Origin of the sequence: Bacillus cereus group sp. N11 (genome assembly GCF_016483605.1) — a bacterium.
Taxonomy (GTDB): Bacteria; Bacillota; Bacilli; order Bacillales; family Bacillaceae_G; genus Bacillus_A; species Bacillus_A toyonensis.
The window spans coordinates 175,670-190,914 of the sequence record NZ_JAEHBN010000008.1; the positions used below are offsets into that span (position 1 = coordinate 175,670).

Here is a 15,245-nt window from a genome sequence, read left to right on the forward strand (position 1 = left end):
ACCGACTTTTTCAACAAAACTACCTATAAAACTACATCTTTACACAATTATGAAACAAAAAATATAAAGTTTTAACATTTTCTTCACTATTTCTGCATAAAGTGAAACTTTAATCAGTGGGGATTTTTGTTCATCCCCACTGATTATTAGCCTTCACCAATCGGGCATTTACGGACAGTTTATCTCCCACCTGGCTTCTTTGCACCAGCTAAGTTTTGAGTTGGGAGTTTTACTGTCCACAAATAGCAGGACAAATTCTCCAAACAAAAAAAGAACCCGCATGTAGCGAGTTCTTTTTTATTCTAATCAAACTTGTACAGGAGCAAGCTTTTCATAACGTAAAACAGGTTTACGAGCAGCCATTGTTTCGTCTAAACGTTTAATAACTGTAGTGTGTGGTGCTTCTTGTACAACTTCTGGATTTTCTTCTACTTCTTTAGCGATTTGAATCATCTTATCAATGAAACCATCTAACGTTTCTTTTGATTCTGTTTCTGTCGGTTCAATCATAATACATTCTTCCACATTTAATGGGAAGTAAATTGTTGGTGGGTGGTAACCGAAATCAAGCAGACGTTTTGCAATATCTAATGTACGTACACCAAGTTTCTTTTGACGACGACCTGATAATACAAATTCATGCTTACAATGTCTATCGAACGGAAGATCATAGAACGGCGCTAATCTTCTCATCATATAATTCGCATTTAATACAGCATACTCAGTTACTGCACGTAGTCCATCTGGACCCATAGAACGAATGTATGTGTATGCACGAACGTTAATACCGAAGTTACCATAGAATGGTTTCACACGCCCAATTGCTTCTGGACGATCGTAATTGAAGTGGTAGCCATTTTCCGTTTTCTCTAAAATTGGTTTTGGTAAGTACGGAATTAAATCAGCTTTCACACCTACTGGACCAGAACCTGGACCACCGCCGCCATGCGGACCTGTAAATGTTTTATGAAGGTTTAAATGCACAACGTCAAATCCCATATCTCCTGGGCGCGCTTGGCTTAATACCGCATTTAAGTTTGCACCATCATAGTATAATTTACCGCCTGCATTATGGACGATTTCAGCCATTTCTAAAATATTTTCTTCAAATAGACCTAATGTATTTGGATTTGTTAACATAAGTGCTGCTGTTTCTTCGTTTACAACACGTTTTAAATCTTCTAAGTCAACAAGACCATGTTCATTCGATTTTACTGTAATTGTTTCAAAACCAGCTACAGTTGCAGATGCTGGATTCGTTCCGTGAGCAGAGTCAGGAACAATTACTTTCGTACGGTTAAAGTCACCATTTGCTTCATGGTAGGCACGAATTAACATTAAACCTGTCCATTCTCCGTGTGCACCTGCTGCTGGTTGTAATGTAACAGTATCCATACCTGTAATTTCAATTAAATGCTCTTGTAAGTCGTACATTAATTCCATTGCACCTTGTACTGTCTCTTCATCTTGAAGTGGATGAATATTTGCAAATCCTGCAAAACGAGCTACATTCTCATTAATTTTCGGATTATATTTCATCGTACAAGATCCAAGTGGATAGAATCCAGAATCCACGCCGTGGTTACGGTTTGAAAGTGCTGTATAGTGGCGCATAATGTCAAGTTCAGATACTTCTGGTAGCTCTGCATCTTCTACTCGAATATAATCGCTCTCAAATACATCTTCTAGTTTCACTTCTTCTACATCTAATTTGGGTAAGCTATATCCTACGCGTCCTTCTTTAGTCACTTCAAAAATAAGTGCTTGGTCTTGGTTCTTCATTGGATAGCCCCCATTTCGTTTACAAGTGTGTCAATTTCCTCTTTTGTACGAAGCTCAGTTACTGCTAACAGCATATGATTTTCTAATTCTTTATAATCACGGCCTAGATCATAACCACCGATAATATTCTTTTGTAGTAATGCGTCGTTTACTTCTTTCACTGGACGTTTGCAATCTACAACGAATTCATTGAAGAATGGTCCAGCAAATGTAGCTGTAAAGCCTTTCGCTTCGAATTGACGTTTTGCATATTGTGCTTTAGAAATATTTTGACGTGCCATTTCTTTCACACCTTGTTTTCCAAGTGCCGTCATTGCAACAGAAGCTGCTAATGCATTTAACGCTTGGTTTGAACAAATGTTAGATGTCGCTTTGTCACGACGAATATGCTGTTCACGTGCTTGTAGCGTTAATACAAATCCACGTTTACCATCTGAATCTACCGTTTGTCCGACAAGACGTCCTGGAATTTTACGCATAAATGCTTTCGTTGTTGCAAAGTAACCACAGTGTGGTCCACCAAACTGTGTTGGAATACCGAATGGTTGTGCATCACCGATTACAATGTCAGCACCGAATTTCCCTGGTGGTGTTAATGCGCCTAATGATAACGGATTTGAAGAAACGATAAATAATGATTTTTGTTGATGAACGATTTTTTCAATATCAGCTAACTTTTCAACTTGTCCGAAGAAGTTTGGATATTGAACGATTACACAAGCAACTGTATCGTCTACTTCGCTTTGTAATACGTCTAAATCTGTTACACCATCTTTATGATTAATTTCAACAACTTCTAGATGTTGACCTTTTGCATAAGTTTCAAGTACTGCTCTTGATTCTGGGTGCACTGCACTAGATACAAGAATTTTCTTTTTACGAGTATGGCCAGCCGCTAACATTGCCGCTTCAGCTAAAGCTGTACCTCCGTCATACATAGAAGAGTTTGCTACATCCATTCCTGTTAATTCACAAATCATTGTTTGGAATTCAAAGATTGCTTGTAATTCCCCTTGTGAAATTTCTGGTTGGTATGGCGTGTAAGCAGTATAAAACTCTGAACGAGAAATAACATGATCAACAATTACTGGAGCATAATGATCGTATACGCCAGCTCCTAAGAAAGAAGCATATTCTTTTAAATTAGCATTTTTACCAGCCATTTGAGATAGCTCTTTTAAAAGCTCTGGCTCTGATTTTGCTTCTTTAATTTTTAAATCCCCTTTAAAACGAACACTCTCTGGAATATCAGAGAATAATTCGTCGATCGTTTGAACGCCGATCGTTTGTAACATTTCTTTTTTGTCTTCTTCTGTCATTGGAAGATAACGATGCAACATGAAATCTACCCCTCTCCCCGTTACTTTGAACGTTTATAAAATGGTGTTGGAACAACTACTGCTTTGACGCGTTTATTACGAATTTCAATTTCTACTTCTGTATCAACTGCTGCGTATTTTACATCAATTAGTGCTAAACCAATGCTTTTCTTTAACGTTGGAGATTGTGTACCACTCGTTACTTCCCCGATTTTTTCTTCTCCTACAAATACAGGGTAATGCGTACGAGGAATACCGCGTTCGATCACTTCGATGCCGACTAATTTACGAGATGCACCGTTTTCTTTTTGCTCTTTTAACGTTTCTTTTCCAAAGAAATCTGCTTCTTTGTTTGGTTTTACCGCAAAGCCAATTCCTGCTTCAATCGGTGTAATATCTTTTGATAATTCTTGTCCGTATAACGGAAGTGTTGCTTCAAAGCGAAGTGTATCACGAGCACCTAAACCACATGCTTTTAAGCCCTCTTCTGCTCCAACTTCAAGAAGTTTCTCCCAAAGTTTTGCAGCATCTTCACTCTTACAGTAAATTTCGAATCCGTCTTCACCTGTGTAACCTGTACGAGATACAAGTGCAGGAATTCCATCTACAAGAATATCGTTTTTAAATTTAAAGAACTTAATTTCTTTCAAATCTTCTGACACAACTTTTTGTAAAATGCCTTCTGCTTTTGGTCCTTGAATTGCAAGCTGCGCAACTTCACTAGAAACATTGACTACTTTCGCATCGCCAATTACATGACTTGCTAACCATTCGTAATCTTTCTCGATATTTGATGCATTGATTACTAATAAATAGTCTTCTTCACCACGTTTGTAGATTAATAAATCATCTACTGTACCACCATTTTCGTAGCACATAGCTGTATATTGTGCGCCTCCTACCTTTAAGGTAGATACGTCATTTGTAACAACACGTTGTAAAAATGCTAAACTATCTACACCTTTTACCTCAACTTCTCCCATATGAGACACATCGAACAAACCTGCCGCTGTACGTACAGCTTCGTGTTCTTCTTTAATGCTTGAAAATTGAACTGGTAATTCCCAGCCACCAAAGTCGATTGTTTTCCCACCATACTTCGCGTATACATCAAATAACGGTGTACGTTGTAATGTAATCATGCTCTTTCCCCCTTATGCTCTGACAAATCAATAAAAGTTGCTTCCCATATCTAAACATTTTCATTCTGAAAAGATAGGATATACGGAATCTCACTATATTTTTTTATGAAAGCGTAAATAAAAAAGTACTTTCTTGGATAAAATACGAAAGATTCCACACATTTCACACCATTATCCTAACATCATTCGCTATATTTCATCAATATTCTAGCATAAAAAATAATTTAGAATTTTTCATTCTTAATCTTACTAAATACAACTTTTGAGATTTAATGCTTATTATTGTCTATCATATAGCCTTTAATAACGATAACAAAGCCTTCTTTCAAGGCGAATCATTATACATGTAAAAAATAATTACTTTAACTTATAAAAGGTGGGAGAGTCGTAATGAATGTTGATATTTCCGTAGATCGGACGTGGCAAAACAATTTTTTAAATAGAATTGAAGAAGATGGTCCTTGGACAAACTGGGATTTATACCATTTAGCTTATGAAACAGAAAAATCGTTACTTGTTCCTACTTTCGATGGACTACAAGCACCGAAGCACTTATCCCATTTCACACCGCTTCCTCATCAATTAGAAGTCGCTCAAAATGTTATTGAACAAATGAACGGTAAAGCGATACTAGCCGACGAAGTAGGGCTTGGAAAAACAATTGAAGCTGGACTTATTTTAAAAGAATATATGGTGCGTGGGCTTGTGAAAAAAGTACTCATACTCGTCCCAGCCTCTCTCGTGTCACAATGGGCATACGAACTAAATACAAAGTTTTTCATTCCAGCTGTAGCTCAAAAGAAAAGCTACTCGTGGGAGCAAGCTGACGTGATCGTATCATCAATTGATACTGCAAAACGTTCACCACATCGCGATATCGTTTTGAACTTAGAATATGATCTTATTATTATCGATGAAGCACATAAACTAAAAAATAATAAAACAAAAAACTATGAATTTGCACAGCGATTAAAAAAGAAGTTTTGTTTATTACTAACAGCTACTCCTGTTCAAAACAAGATTGATGAAATTTTCAACCTTGTTTCTTTATTAAAACCAGGACATTTGGGCAATCAATCCAACTTTGAAGAATACTACGCTTCAAAAAATCGTTCAGCCGAATCAGATGAAGACTTAAAAGCTCTCATTAACAAAGTAATGGTCCGAAATAGACGTCATAATACCGGAATTGATTGGCCGAAGAGGCATGTACGTACAATTTTTGTAGAGTTTAATAAAGAAGAGCAAGCTTTATATAATGCAATTGAACACTGGGGAGGACGAGATGCCTTCACATCTGCTTTCTCATCCTTAACATTAAAACGCGAGGCATGTAGTAGCCGTGAAGCTGTGTACTATTCATTAAAAAAGCATGTAGAAAAACGTCAGAAAGAAAATGAACAATATATAAAAGATCCATATATTGATGTGCTAATGGACAATATTAATCATATTCCATTCAACTCAAAAGCAAATAAAGCTCTTGAGCTTATAAAAGAAATTGACGATAAAGTCGTCATCTTCACGGAATATCGAGCGTCACAAATGTACTTACAATGGTTTTTACAGCAGCACGGCATTTCTTCCGTTCCGTTCCGCGGTGGATTTAAACGTGGGAAAAAAGATTGGATGAAGGAACTTTTCCAAAAACACGCGCAAGTATTAATTGCAACGGAAGCTGGCGGAGAAGGAATTAACTTACAGTTTTGTAGCCATATGATCAATTATGATTTGCCATGGAACCCAATGCGTCTTGAACAAAGAATTGGACGTATTCACCGTCTTGGTCAAAAAAATGATGTTCATATTTATAACTTAGCTACAAAGCATACTGTTGAAGAACACATTTTGAAACTGTTATATGAAAAAATAAATTTATTTGAGCGTGTTATCGGTGAACTCGATGAAATTTTAACAAGAATTAATATGAAAAACATCGATGCGCATATTCAAGAAATTTTTGCGCAATCAAAAAGCGAAGGAGAAATTCGAATTAAGATGGAAAACTTAACATCTATTATCGACTTTGCGAAGCGAAATGAAGCTGAGGTGCAAGGCTATGCAGCAACATGAAATCCATAATTACTTAAACAATTTCTTTGAGGCGAATAACTGCGAAATTTTAGGATGTTCCCCTCACCTATTAGATGTGCAGTTAACAATTGAGATGGATAAATTATTAATGAACCGCCCTTTCTATTGGCACTATCTTGAAAAAACAGGAGGCGTACCGAATCCGATGCGCCTTACTCTTATTACAAATCCAGAAAATGAAGAAAACGATGGCGAACTTATTCACTACGGTTCACCACGACTACATCAAATTTTCCAGACAACGAAAGAATTAGGCTCTTACATACGTTTATATGAGGAAATAAAGCATAACGGGGCAACGCATACACCGCTCCATCCTTGGCTCGGTGTAAATATAAAAGTGTCTTATCAATGTGATCGAAAAAAAGACATCCTTCATTCCATTGGTATTCATCTCATCTCTGGAACAATGATGGCAAATTTTCATGAAACATTAACTAACATTAAACTTACACCGAAAATACCTGACTTTTGTTTTACGCTCTCTCCTATCATTAAGCCTCAAAGCGGCTTACAACGTATAGAGGACGCTTTAAAAAATATAATTGCAGAAGATGATCATGCGTGGGCGAAAGAAGCGAGGGTACGTTGGAATCACGATTTAGATCTTTTAAATCGTTTTTATGAAGATAGTGATGAACTTCCTGAAAGCTATGAAATTGAAAAACAAGCCTTGCAAGAACAATATGAACCACGTATTACAGTGCAAATTATTAACGGTGGCCTCTTTTATGTTACCGCTAATCATTTTCTATCTTAAAAAAGCTCCTTCCGTTTTTAGAAGGAGCTTTTTTTTTATTTATTTTCTATCCTACTCGCTATCGTCACTACGCTCTTGCTGTTTTTTCTGTGCCATACGTTTCTGCTGTGCACGATCCTTTGCGCTCACATGATTTGCATCAGTTGGAAGGTTTTCTTTCGAACGTCCAATTCCATTGCTCATCTTTCCCACTCCTTTTTACGTTTTTCAAAACACATGTTTATTTTCAGCTAGAGTTACAATCCTTATACAAAAAAATAAGAGCAGCCATTGGCTACTCTTACTCACTCACATATTTTTGAAACATATCATGGATGCCTTTATTTACGAGGTTCGAGATCTGTTCGTCAGATTTATTCGGATAACGATCGCGCAATCTGATAGATGCCTTCACCATTAAATTTTCTAATACAGAACGGCCACCTTCTCCATAAATAATTTCAGCATACTTAACAAGCCTTCCATCCTCTACTGTTGCTGGATTATGATTGAAGAAAAATTTACTCATTGTTTCCACCTCTCTCTTTGATAACGTTTACATTTATATATTTTATTTATGTTATTTATTTCACAATATTGTATGCACGTATATTTAATTAGTTTCATTATAAAGCAACATATCGATAGTACATATGTGATTTTCCGTCCATTTTGTGAACAAACCAAAATGAAAGCGTTTCCTTTATTATATACTAAAAAAACTTACTACGCTAGGGGCAATTTTTTCAATCTACTAATCCCTCAAAAATTGATATATTTTTTCTTTTCCAATCAAACCTTATACAATTTTCAGAAATTATATTATAAAATATATGTATGACTTAAGGAGGATTTGTATGAATCAAAATAAAAAAGCTATATTAGATCTTGTCTTTTATCTCGTAATCCCATTCCTCATTTGGAAATTTGCAAAACCTTATATTGATCCTTATTACGCGATGTTAATTTCCTCTGTTCCGGGGATTATTTATACACTGTATACCTTTAAAAAAGAAAAGCAGTTTAACGTGACAGGATTCTTTATTTTAATTACACTCATTTCTAATACGACGGTAGATTTATTATCTGGATCAGCTGAACGAATGTTGTGGAACGATGCGTATTATCACATCGTACTCGGTATTATCGTCATATGTACAATTTTTATAAAAAAACCACTTATGTTATATTTCGCAGCAGATATTGCAGCACTACAAGGGCATGACCGTGATAAAAGTCGTGAACTGTATCGTGATAGTCGTATATATCCAGCACTACAATATTTAACGCTATTTTTCGGGCTTCAATTTATATTAAAAAGCTTTTTAAAAATTTATTTCATCTCCGTTTTCGGTGTAGATGGCTACGGTGAAATGAGAGCGATTATGACTGCTGTCGGCTGGGGCATTTCAATTTGCATCGGAATAGGGTTCGTATGGGTGAACAATAAAATACATGCGGTTACTGAGGAAAAAGAATCCGTACAGTAAATGAAAATCCCCTAGTATATAACGCTACTAGGGGATTTTCATTTTGCTAGGCATATGACTAAAAGTTAACTTGATTTTTTCCTTTTATTTTTTACGTTTCGATAAAATAAAGCTGCACTAAGCGGCATAACACCAAACCATTTATTTAAAAATGGCTCTTTTTCAGAGCGGCGTTGTTCTTTCTTTTGTTTACGATCTTCTTTTGGTGCATCCATATATGACACAAACTGCTGCGTCACAAAGCGAACATAATCATTAGTAGACATATTATCATCACCTCTACTTGATTAGTATGTCCACTTTTTTATTCATTAATCTTTTCCTTTAATTCATTCATAATTTGCTTTACTGACTTATTTGTCGTGTCGATATGAATATGTGCCTCTTCATAATACGCTCGGCGCGATTCGAATTTCGTTACAAATGCCTCTATATCTTTCTTCTGAAATAGTGGACGTGTCGTATCTTCACGAAGCCTTTCTGCAATTACATGCGGATCACAATATAAATACACGACAGTCCCGTTCTCTTTCATCCACTTTCGATTTTCCACTCGCTCAATAATCCCTCCACCAGTTGTAATGATTGCATTATGAACTGGTAGTGAACGTAACATCTCACTTTCATATTCTCGAAAAGTTATTTCGCCTTCTTCTGCAAAAATATTTTGAATTGCCTTCTCTTGCTTCTCTTCGATTTTTTGATCTGTATCTACAACATCCATTTGCAGTTCTTTACTTAACGCTTTTCCAATTGTTGTTTTCCCAGCTCCCATATAGCCGGTTATGTATATAGATTTCATTTTCTGTCCTCTCAATCGTCATGTATTAATTATTATTATAACGAAAGATGCTACTTTGTTTAATAAAAAAACGTTTTGTTCTTCTTATACTAAGAAGAACAAAACGTAACATACTCGCTTTTACCTATAAGTACCTCTTCTCACCCACTGCGTTGCAATCCATTTCTCGCCTTTCGTTACAGGTGCCCCTCCGTGTAACGTAAGCTCATTTAGTGATTGATCTTGATAAAAATACTCAAAGTATACTGCCATTCCCTTTCTAGGGTGTACAGAAAGATTTAATTTCGGGAAGAACGTTTCTCCGCCTTCTTCTACATCATTTAAGTACATTACAAGCGTGCTAATACGATTATTAGCAGCTGATCTACTATGTTCCGCAAAATAATCATAGTGCGCTTTATATTGTTGATCCACTTCATAATTTAAAATGTGCAATCCTTCTCCATGCGTCACCGGAACATTCATGATAGATGAAATACGTTTTTCAATCTTCGAAGTAAGTTCATTCTCTTCCAAAAATGCGCCGCTACTTGTTCGGATATCATTTACATCACGTGCTGAACCAATTGTAGAACGTTTTATTTTATTTTTAGACATTTCAATTAATTCGTCGCATTCTTCGTCACTTATTACATTTCCTAATACGACGATAAGAGGTTCTTCGAATTTCGAAATAATTTGTATTTCCCTATCTTCTGTCATAATCGTATTTCCTTTATGATCAAAAATAGTTTGTTCTTTATTTTCACCTATTTGATTGTTATTTGTCATTTCCCTATTCTCCCTAAAAAAAATGATTGGATAGCATGAATATATCATATTCTTTCTACCTTTCTCTTTTTTGAGAAAATTTAAACTTTTGATCGTTATATTTATCCATTTCCCAAAAGAAATTGAAGCTCTTCACAATGGAAATTCATGGTTTTACTCAGCATACTTTACCTGTCATCCTTCTATCCAATCAAATATTTTCTCATCATTTTTTCTATACCGAAAGCTCACCGTATAGAAAATTCTTTGTTTTGTCTCGCACTGCAAAGAAACGAGAATCATATCATTTTCAAATTCGTACTTTCCACTCACTTTTCCCTTTGTATATGGAAAGAAAAAGGTACCATCTCTTTCTGTTTTCTGTAAGTCTACTTTTATATCTGCAATAGCTCGATTAATCAACTCTTCCACTAAAAATTTTTGCTCTATTTCAGTATAAAATTTTTTATCAGAAAGCAACATATTCGTTTCGTATACAAAAAAAGAGGTTAATAAAATTAAAAAAATGATTGTTGCTGGCATTGTAAATCCATCTTGTTTTTTCATTCCTTTATTTCCATTTCGCTATATCTTACAACTACACCTTCATGTATTTTCCCACTAGTATCTTTCATATTTATAAAGAGCACATGAGGTGTTAGTTTGTACGAAACATTGCCAACCTTTTGTAATATAACTTCCCTTCCACGCATATTCACTTTTCTTATAAGATGATTATTCACTTTTTCATATATCACTTCATCCCCATTACGCAAACGGAAGCGTAAAATACTACCTTTATTTTCAAGGGCCATTATATGTTCCCCAAACGATACCTCACGAAACTCCAGTTGTACTTGGCCTAAAAACACATCCCACTCCCACTCATTTAATCCTTTTGAGTGTTTATTCTCCATTCCGATAAAATGAAGACTCGGTAAAAGTAAAAAGAACAGTGATACTAGAAACAAACATACGATCATTTCTATTAATGTAAATCCAACTTCTAATTTATTTTTCCTCCCACATAAAAACATTGTTCCATCATTCTTCCCTTCACATCTTTCCACATAGTACACACTTCACTTCCTCCCCAATATGTGTAATATACAAGTTCGTTTATAATTTTTTCTTTTACTCGCATTTCCTCATTCTCATACATATATAAAGCTGCTTCTTTTTTTAATAATACGAATGCCTTATAGCGGAGTTGTATATTTTTTCTTTCTTGCATGACCAATACTGTTTGCGGCAGTAGTACCGATACCGCCATCATTAGTATGCTTAACGATACAAGCATTTCAGCCATTATGGATCCTTTTTGATATTTCATGATACGTAAATCTCCCTCTTCCGAGCTGAAATACAATCTCATATTTATAACTTCGATACGAAAGTAAAATTGTACCACCTCTATTAATATTTCCGCTCGGATTATATGTCATCGGATTTGGAAATGTATGCAAATCAATTTGTATATCGTTACCATAGTCTCTCGACACAATAAAATGATTCGTACCCGACTCCTCAATGTAATACGTGTTTTTCTCTTTATACCACCGTAGCGTATAGTATTTCTGACGATTTATCGCTAATTGTTGCATATACAAAATATCATTTGAAAATTGGCTCAAAAATTGTTCGACTTTTTGTTTTTCATATAATGAATGAACATTAAAATACGTAATCATACTTAAGACAGAAATTACAAATAAAACGAGCAACATTTCTAAAAGAGTAAATCCTTTTTGTTTCACAATGTCCCGATTGATACTGTGCCATCATCTGAAATATGAATAGATTCACCATTCGGACACTTATGAGTTGTAATATATTTTTCGTCACTTAGCTCTTTTAACGAAGGAATTTTATTATGCTGTAATTGATATACCTGTATTTGCGCTTCTATAGATTTCACATAGGCTGCGCATCCTTTTCCTTGAACTGATGAGCGCTGCTTCACTACATTCGGAATAATTAATAGTAATAATACAGTTATAACAACCATAACTAATAACATCTCTAACAGAGTAAATCCTTCCTCATTCTGCATGTAAATGCCTCCTAAATGGAATTCATCATTTGAAACATCGGCATAATCATCGCTAAATACATAAGAACAACTATTCCTCCAATGCATGTAAATAAAATCGGTTGAATGATAACTAACATACGTTTCATTTTTTGTTCCATCTTTTCTATAACAAGATCGCTATAGTCCTCTAATTCAACTGCCAAATTACCGTTTGCTTGTCCATGCCTAATAATATAAGAAAGTTCTTTTTCGTAATAACCACTTTTAGCAATGATAGATTGTAACGATTCTCCTGCAATTAATTGCCGTTCAATTCGGGCCGCTTCATACTGAAAAAATCGATTATATTTTTGCTCCATCATTATTGTGAGTGCTTCGAGCACCGATAGTCCGCCGTACAATAAACCACTCAATTGAGTGGAGAAATAATGCGAATGCTTTAAAATAAGAAATACTTTTATGACAGGAATACGAAGCATGATTTTTACCTGTTCAATATGTGGGAGTTTCCGAAAATAAAACAAATATACGCTACATCCAATAATAAAGATAAGAATACCGCTAATAATAATGTAAGGTATTCGTTTAATTGCACTTAAAATTTGTTCTGTAAATAGCGGCACTGTAGAACCAAATGAACTATACACCATTTCAACCTGCGGTAATAAGATGAGATTGAAAACAGCAAGCATAATCATTAAAAAGAATGCTAATAGCATAGGATACTGCATTATTTTCATCATATCTTTCCTATACTTATCCTTCTTATAAAGAAGTGCGCTCCCTTGTTGCAATGCAAAAGAAATATCACCATGTTTCTCAGCATAAAATAAATAACTTAACATCTCCTGATGAAACATTAATTGATGAAATGAATCGTGTAGACTTCTCCCCTCTTTTAATCCCTCAATCATATGCTGTAATTGTACTTTCTTTTCTATGGGTAATTGAAATCGTAAAAATTCTAGTGCCTGCAAAAGGGAGTATCCTTTTTCTAATAGTTCTCCTAATCGTTTCAACAATACTAATTGCTCACTTAAACTCCATGTTTTCTTAAACATAAACATCTTCTTCTAAAAATCCTAAAGCATACCCTTTTCGTATCGAAGATTCTAATGTTTCATGTTTGTACGTAACACATTCTCCGTTCGCTTCTTTAATCGCTTGTTGCAAATCATATCCATCTAACAACTCGTAAACGCTTGCTTGTCTTACTTGCCGCATTGATTTACATAAAATTGAGCACTTTCCTCTGCAAAATGGACACTTTAATTCAACAAGTCGCTGTGCAGCTACAGCCAATAAAGATTGTTCAATTTCTTGCCTCGTTATGCCATAATCCATAAATCTGAGTATCGCTCCTTTCGCATCATTCGTATGCAGGGTCGTCATTACTAAATGTCCAGTTAAACTTGCTCTTACAGCTATTTTTGCTGTTTGTTCATCTCGGATTTCACCAACTAATATAATATCTGGATCATGGCGTAAAATAGCCTTTAGTCCAGCCTCATATGTGATACCTGCTTTTTCGTTTATTTGAATTTGTAATAAATCGTCTTTTCTTTTTTCAACTGGGTCTTCAAGTGTTACAATTCGACGTGTTTTCCTTTTTCTAATTACCTCTAATAATGCATACATTGTCGTTGTCTTCCCAGAACCAGTCGGTCCAGTAAATACGAGTAGACCATGTGAATAACGTAAAAAAGAGAGGAGTTTTTCCGCCGTACTTGGAAATAACGAAAGATGAGATAACGGCTGCACAGATGCTTGTAAATGAAGGCGAATCACGAGACTTTCTCGATATACAGTCGGAAGTGTTGAAAGACGTAAATACACTTCTTGTCCATCAATTTGTAAATACAATGAACCATTTTGTGGCTTCCGCCTCTCTCCTATATCCATGGATGCCAAAAATTTAAAGTGCGAAACAAGTTTTTCTCCAAACTCCTTTTCAATACATTGTTTCGTAATTAAATCTTTTCCTATACGTAGCTGAACCGCTACATCCTTCTGCCGGGGCACAATATGTAAGTCCGATGCTTGTACCCTACACGCTTCTTTCAAAATTGTATTCGCAAAAATTTCAATTCCATTCATCATTTTCCCTCCTCACTATGTATATAGCATGAAAAAATGCACAATAAAAATTGGGACTTTTGTATTTTCATCAGAATAAAAAGGAAAATTATGTTTGTGAAATTATGAACAATTTCCGAATTATTGTCTGAAATTACCTATATGGAAGTTTATCTGTATTATAATGTTATTATCTTGGATAAAGTGATAAAGGTGGAGATCCTCATGGAACAAGCTTTAAAAATTACAGGTGTATTATCTGACCCAACTCGTTATTACATTTATAAATATATTTCTCAAAAACATAGTTACGTAACTGTACAAGAAATTGCAGATGAGTTTGACATTCATCCAAACGTAGCACGCTTACATTTATCTAAATTAGAAGATGTTCATATGCTTAAATCTGAAACAAAGAAAACTGGAAAGGGTGGAAGACCAAGCAGATTATATGTATTATCTGATGATGTTATCCAATTGCAATTTCCATTCCGTGATTATCAATTATTAGCAAAAATAGCGTTCAATTCTCTCCTTAGCCTTGGAGCTGCTGGTGAAAAAGCGCTATACGAAACAGGAAAACAATTCGGAGCAGAATTAATGCAACAACATATGCACCGCTTAAATGTGAGTGAAGAAGACTTAACAGTAGAACAAAAAGTTCAAATTGCAAAAGAAGCTTTCTCAACAGCTGGTTTATCACCTGCATTTGAATTAAGTGCAGATGGAACAAAAATTTTCTATGATGTACACAATTGTCCATTTAAAGAAGTTGCTGTTCATCACCCAACTGAAATTTGTAATATGCATGGGGATATGATGAAAGGGATTTTTGAAATCCTATTCCCTAACATGGAATTAACACGAAATGATAGTCTACTAGATGGATGTAAATCTTGTAATTATAAATTAACAATTTAATTTCTCATATAAAAAGAAGCCAATTATAATTGGCTTCTTTTTATATGAACGAATATTTACAATAGTAAGAAAAATAAACTATAATGAGGAGAGGT

At 35.0% G+C, this 15,245-nt stretch carries 19 protein-coding genes and 1 pseudogene; 5 read left to right on the top strand and 15 right to left on the bottom strand.

The genetic code is table 11. From position 1 onward, the window contains the following. Positions 1-306: 306 nt before the first annotated feature. Genes gcvPB through gcvT form a run of 3 tightly spaced genes read right to left on the bottom strand, consistent with a single transcriptional unit; the run spans position 307 to position 4,243 of the window. On the bottom strand, positions 307-1,782 hold the full coding sequence (gene gcvPB, locus JDS98_RS15410; protein WP_098137347.1) for an aminomethyl-transferring glycine dehydrogenase subunit 2: 1,476 nt from the start codon (positions 1,780-1,782) through the stop codon (positions 307-309). Beyond that, positions 1,779-3,122: an aminomethyl-transferring glycine dehydrogenase subunit 1 gene (gene gcvPA / locus JDS98_RS15415; RefSeq protein ID WP_000903224.1), complete on the bottom strand. Its 1,344-nt coding sequence runs from the start codon at positions 3,120-3,122 to the stop codon at positions 1,779-1,781. The genes gcvPB and gcvPA overlap by 4 nt, the downstream gene beginning before the upstream one ends. Positions 3,123-3,142: 20 nt before the next feature. Further along, positions 3,143-4,243 carry a glycine cleavage system aminomethyltransferase GcvT gene (gene gcvT / locus JDS98_RS15420; protein ID WP_000631761.1) on the bottom strand — a complete coding sequence of 367 codons (1,101 nt, stop codon included), beginning with the start codon at positions 4,241-4,243 and terminating at the stop codon, positions 3,143-3,145. A gap of 390 nt (positions 4,244-4,633) precedes the next feature. On the opposite strand from gcvT, the gene JDS98_RS15425 reads away from it, so the two are divergent. Both JDS98_RS15425 and JDS98_RS15430 read left to right on the top strand, forming a co-directional pair. Further along, positions 4,634-6,316: a DEAD/DEAH box helicase gene (locus tag JDS98_RS15425; RefSeq protein ID WP_001100044.1), complete on the top strand. Its 1,683-nt coding sequence runs from the start codon at positions 4,634-4,636 to the stop codon at positions 6,314-6,316. Continuing rightward, positions 6,303-7,097 carry a YqhG family protein gene (locus JDS98_RS15430; RefSeq protein ID WP_199634018.1) on the top strand — a complete coding sequence of 265 codons (795 nt, stop codon included), beginning with the start codon at positions 6,303-6,305 and terminating at the stop codon, positions 7,095-7,097. Before JDS98_RS15425 ends, JDS98_RS15430 begins: the two co-directional genes overlap by 14 nt. 51 nt (positions 7,098-7,148) lie before the next feature. Here JDS98_RS15430 and JDS98_RS30480 read toward each other — a convergent pair whose 3' ends face one another. Further along, positions 7,149-7,280: a hypothetical protein gene (locus tag JDS98_RS30480; RefSeq protein WP_000064664.1), complete on the bottom strand. Its 132-nt coding sequence runs from the start codon at positions 7,278-7,280 to the stop codon at positions 7,149-7,151. Between the two features lie 97 nt (positions 7,281-7,377). Beyond that, positions 7,378-7,605 carry a hypothetical protein gene (locus tag JDS98_RS15435; RefSeq protein ID WP_000032702.1) on the bottom strand — a complete coding sequence of 76 codons (228 nt, stop codon included), beginning with the start codon at positions 7,603-7,605 and terminating at the stop codon, positions 7,378-7,380. Between the two features lie 72 nt (positions 7,606-7,677). On the opposite strand from JDS98_RS15435, the pseudogene JDS98_RS30270 reads away from it, so the two are divergent. Both JDS98_RS30270 and JDS98_RS15440 read left to right on the top strand, forming a co-directional pair. Continuing rightward, positions 7,678-7,793: pseudogene (locus JDS98_RS30270) on the top strand (GTP pyrophosphokinase). 140 nt (positions 7,794-7,933) lie between these two features. Further along, complete coding sequence (locus JDS98_RS15440) at positions 7,934-8,566, top strand: VC0807 family protein (protein WP_001073100.1); 633 nt, start codon at positions 7,934-7,936, stop codon at positions 8,564-8,566. Between the two features lie 65 nt (positions 8,567-8,631). On the opposite strand, the gene JDS98_RS15445 is transcribed toward JDS98_RS15440, so the two are convergent. From JDS98_RS15445 to comGA, 10 genes are all read right to left on the bottom strand, one after another. Continuing rightward, complete coding sequence (locus JDS98_RS15445) at positions 8,632-8,832, bottom strand: YqzE family protein (protein ID WP_000106086.1); 201 nt, start codon at positions 8,830-8,832, stop codon at positions 8,632-8,634. 38 nt (positions 8,833-8,870) lie between these two features. After that, a complete protein-coding gene (locus JDS98_RS15450; RefSeq protein WP_199634019.1) occupies positions 8,871-9,368 on the bottom strand; it encodes a shikimate kinase in 498 nt (165 codons plus the stop codon). A gap of 120 nt (positions 9,369-9,488) precedes the next feature. Continuing rightward, a complete protein-coding gene (locus tag JDS98_RS15455) occupies positions 9,489-10,139 on the bottom strand; it encodes a 2OG-Fe(II) oxygenase (RefSeq protein ID WP_098911397.1) in 651 nt (216 codons plus the stop codon). Positions 10,140-10,313: 174 nt separating this feature from the next. Next, positions 10,314-10,685, bottom strand: a complete 372-nt coding sequence (gene comGG, locus JDS98_RS15460; RefSeq protein WP_000743703.1) for a competence type IV pilus minor pilin ComGG — start codon at positions 10,683-10,685, stop codon at positions 10,314-10,316. Further along, on the bottom strand, positions 10,682-11,155 hold the full coding sequence (comGF, locus tag JDS98_RS15465) for a competence type IV pilus minor pilin ComGF (protein ID WP_000477948.1): 474 nt from the start codon (positions 11,153-11,155) through the stop codon (positions 10,682-10,684). Before comGF ends, comGG begins: the two co-directional genes overlap by 4 nt. Further along, complete coding sequence (locus tag JDS98_RS15470; RefSeq protein WP_000829525.1) at positions 11,125-11,427, bottom strand: hypothetical protein; 303 nt, start codon at positions 11,425-11,427, stop codon at positions 11,125-11,127. The genes comGF and JDS98_RS15470 overlap by 31 nt, the downstream gene beginning before the upstream one ends. Continuing rightward, entirely contained in the window at positions 11,420-11,875 is a 456-nt protein-coding gene (comGD, locus tag JDS98_RS15475) for a competence type IV pilus minor pilin ComGD (protein WP_098137348.1), read from the bottom strand. Before comGD ends, JDS98_RS15470 begins: the two co-directional genes overlap by 8 nt. Continuing rightward, the gene (gene comGC, locus JDS98_RS15480; protein WP_001178691.1) at positions 11,872-12,171 is read right to left on the bottom strand and encodes a competence type IV pilus major pilin ComGC; all 300 of its coding nucleotides are present in this window, start codon (positions 12,169-12,171) and stop codon (positions 11,872-11,874) included. The genes comGD and comGC overlap by 4 nt, the downstream gene beginning before the upstream one ends. Positions 12,172-12,182: 11 nt before the next feature. Then, a complete protein-coding gene (gene comGB / locus JDS98_RS15485; RefSeq protein ID WP_274605742.1) occupies positions 12,183-13,220 on the bottom strand; it encodes a competence type IV pilus assembly protein ComGB in 1,038 nt (345 codons plus the stop codon). Next, positions 13,207-14,250, bottom strand: a complete 1,044-nt coding sequence (gene comGA, locus JDS98_RS15490) for a competence type IV pilus ATPase ComGA (RefSeq protein ID WP_199632674.1) — start codon at positions 14,248-14,250, stop codon at positions 13,207-13,209. The genes comGB and comGA overlap by 14 nt, the downstream gene beginning before the upstream one ends. A 204-nt stretch (positions 14,251-14,454) precedes the next feature. Between comGA and JDS98_RS15495 the strand changes: the two genes are divergently transcribed. After that, positions 14,455-15,150: a helix-turn-helix transcriptional regulator gene (locus JDS98_RS15495; protein ID WP_000434114.1), complete on the top strand. Its 696-nt coding sequence runs from the start codon at positions 14,455-14,457 to the stop codon at positions 15,148-15,150. Positions 15,151-15,245 lie beyond the last annotated feature (95 nt).

Coding starts and splice junctions, on each gene's coding strand:
- comGB (WP_274605742.1), bottom strand. CDS start 13,220: ATGTTTATGTTTAAGAAAACATGGAGTTTAAGTGAGCAATTAGTATTG.
- gcvPA (WP_000903224.1), bottom strand. CDS start 3,122: ATGTTGCATCGTTATCTTCCAATGACAGAAGAAGACAAAAAAGAAATG.
- JDS98_RS15455 (WP_098911397.1), bottom strand. CDS start 10,139: ATGACAAATAACAATCAAATAGGTGAAAATAAAGAACAAACTATTTTT.
- gcvPB (WP_098137347.1), bottom strand. CDS start 1,782: ATGAAGAACCAAGACCAAGCACTTATTTTTGAAGTGACTAAAGAAGGA.
- JDS98_RS15450 (WP_199634019.1), bottom strand. CDS start 9,368: ATGAAATCTATATACATAACCGGCTATATGGGAGCTGGGAAAACAACA.
- JDS98_RS15430 (WP_199634018.1), top strand. CDS start 6,303: ATGCAGCAACATGAAATCCATAATTACTTAAACAATTTCTTTGAGGCG.
- comGA (WP_199632674.1), bottom strand. CDS start 14,250: ATGAATGGAATTGAAATTTTTGCGAATACAATTTTGAAAGAAGCGTGT.
- comGC (WP_001178691.1), bottom strand. CDS start 12,171: ATGCAGAATGAGGAAGGATTTACTCTGTTAGAGATGTTATTAGTTATG.
- gcvT (WP_000631761.1), bottom strand. CDS start 4,243: ATGATTACATTACAACGTACACCGTTATTTGATGTATACGCGAAGTAT.
- JDS98_RS15440 (WP_001073100.1), top strand. CDS start 7,934: ATGAATCAAAATAAAAAAGCTATATTAGATCTTGTCTTTTATCTCGTA.
- JDS98_RS30480 (WP_000064664.1), bottom strand. CDS start 7,280: ATGAGCAATGGAATTGGACGTTCGAAAGAAAACCTTCCAACTGATGCA.
- JDS98_RS15495 (WP_000434114.1), top strand. CDS start 14,455: ATGGAACAAGCTTTAAAAATTACAGGTGTATTATCTGACCCAACTCGT.
- JDS98_RS15425 (WP_001100044.1), top strand. CDS start 4,634: ATGAATGTTGATATTTCCGTAGATCGGACGTGGCAAAACAATTTTTTA.
- JDS98_RS15470 (WP_000829525.1), bottom strand. CDS start 11,427: ATGGCTGAAATGCTTGTATCGTTAAGCATACTAATGATGGCGGTATCG.
- JDS98_RS15445 (WP_000106086.1), bottom strand. CDS start 8,832: ATGTCTACTAATGATTATGTTCGCTTTGTGACGCAGCAGTTTGTGTCA.
- JDS98_RS15435 (WP_000032702.1), bottom strand. CDS start 7,605: ATGAGTAAATTTTTCTTCAATCATAATCCAGCAACAGTAGAGGATGGA.
- comGF (WP_000477948.1), bottom strand. CDS start 11,155: ATGTTTTTATGTGGGAGGAAAAATAAATTAGAAGTTGGATTTACATTA.
- comGG (WP_000743703.1), bottom strand. CDS start 10,685: ATGAAAAAACAAGATGGATTTACAATGCCAGCAACAATCATTTTTTTA.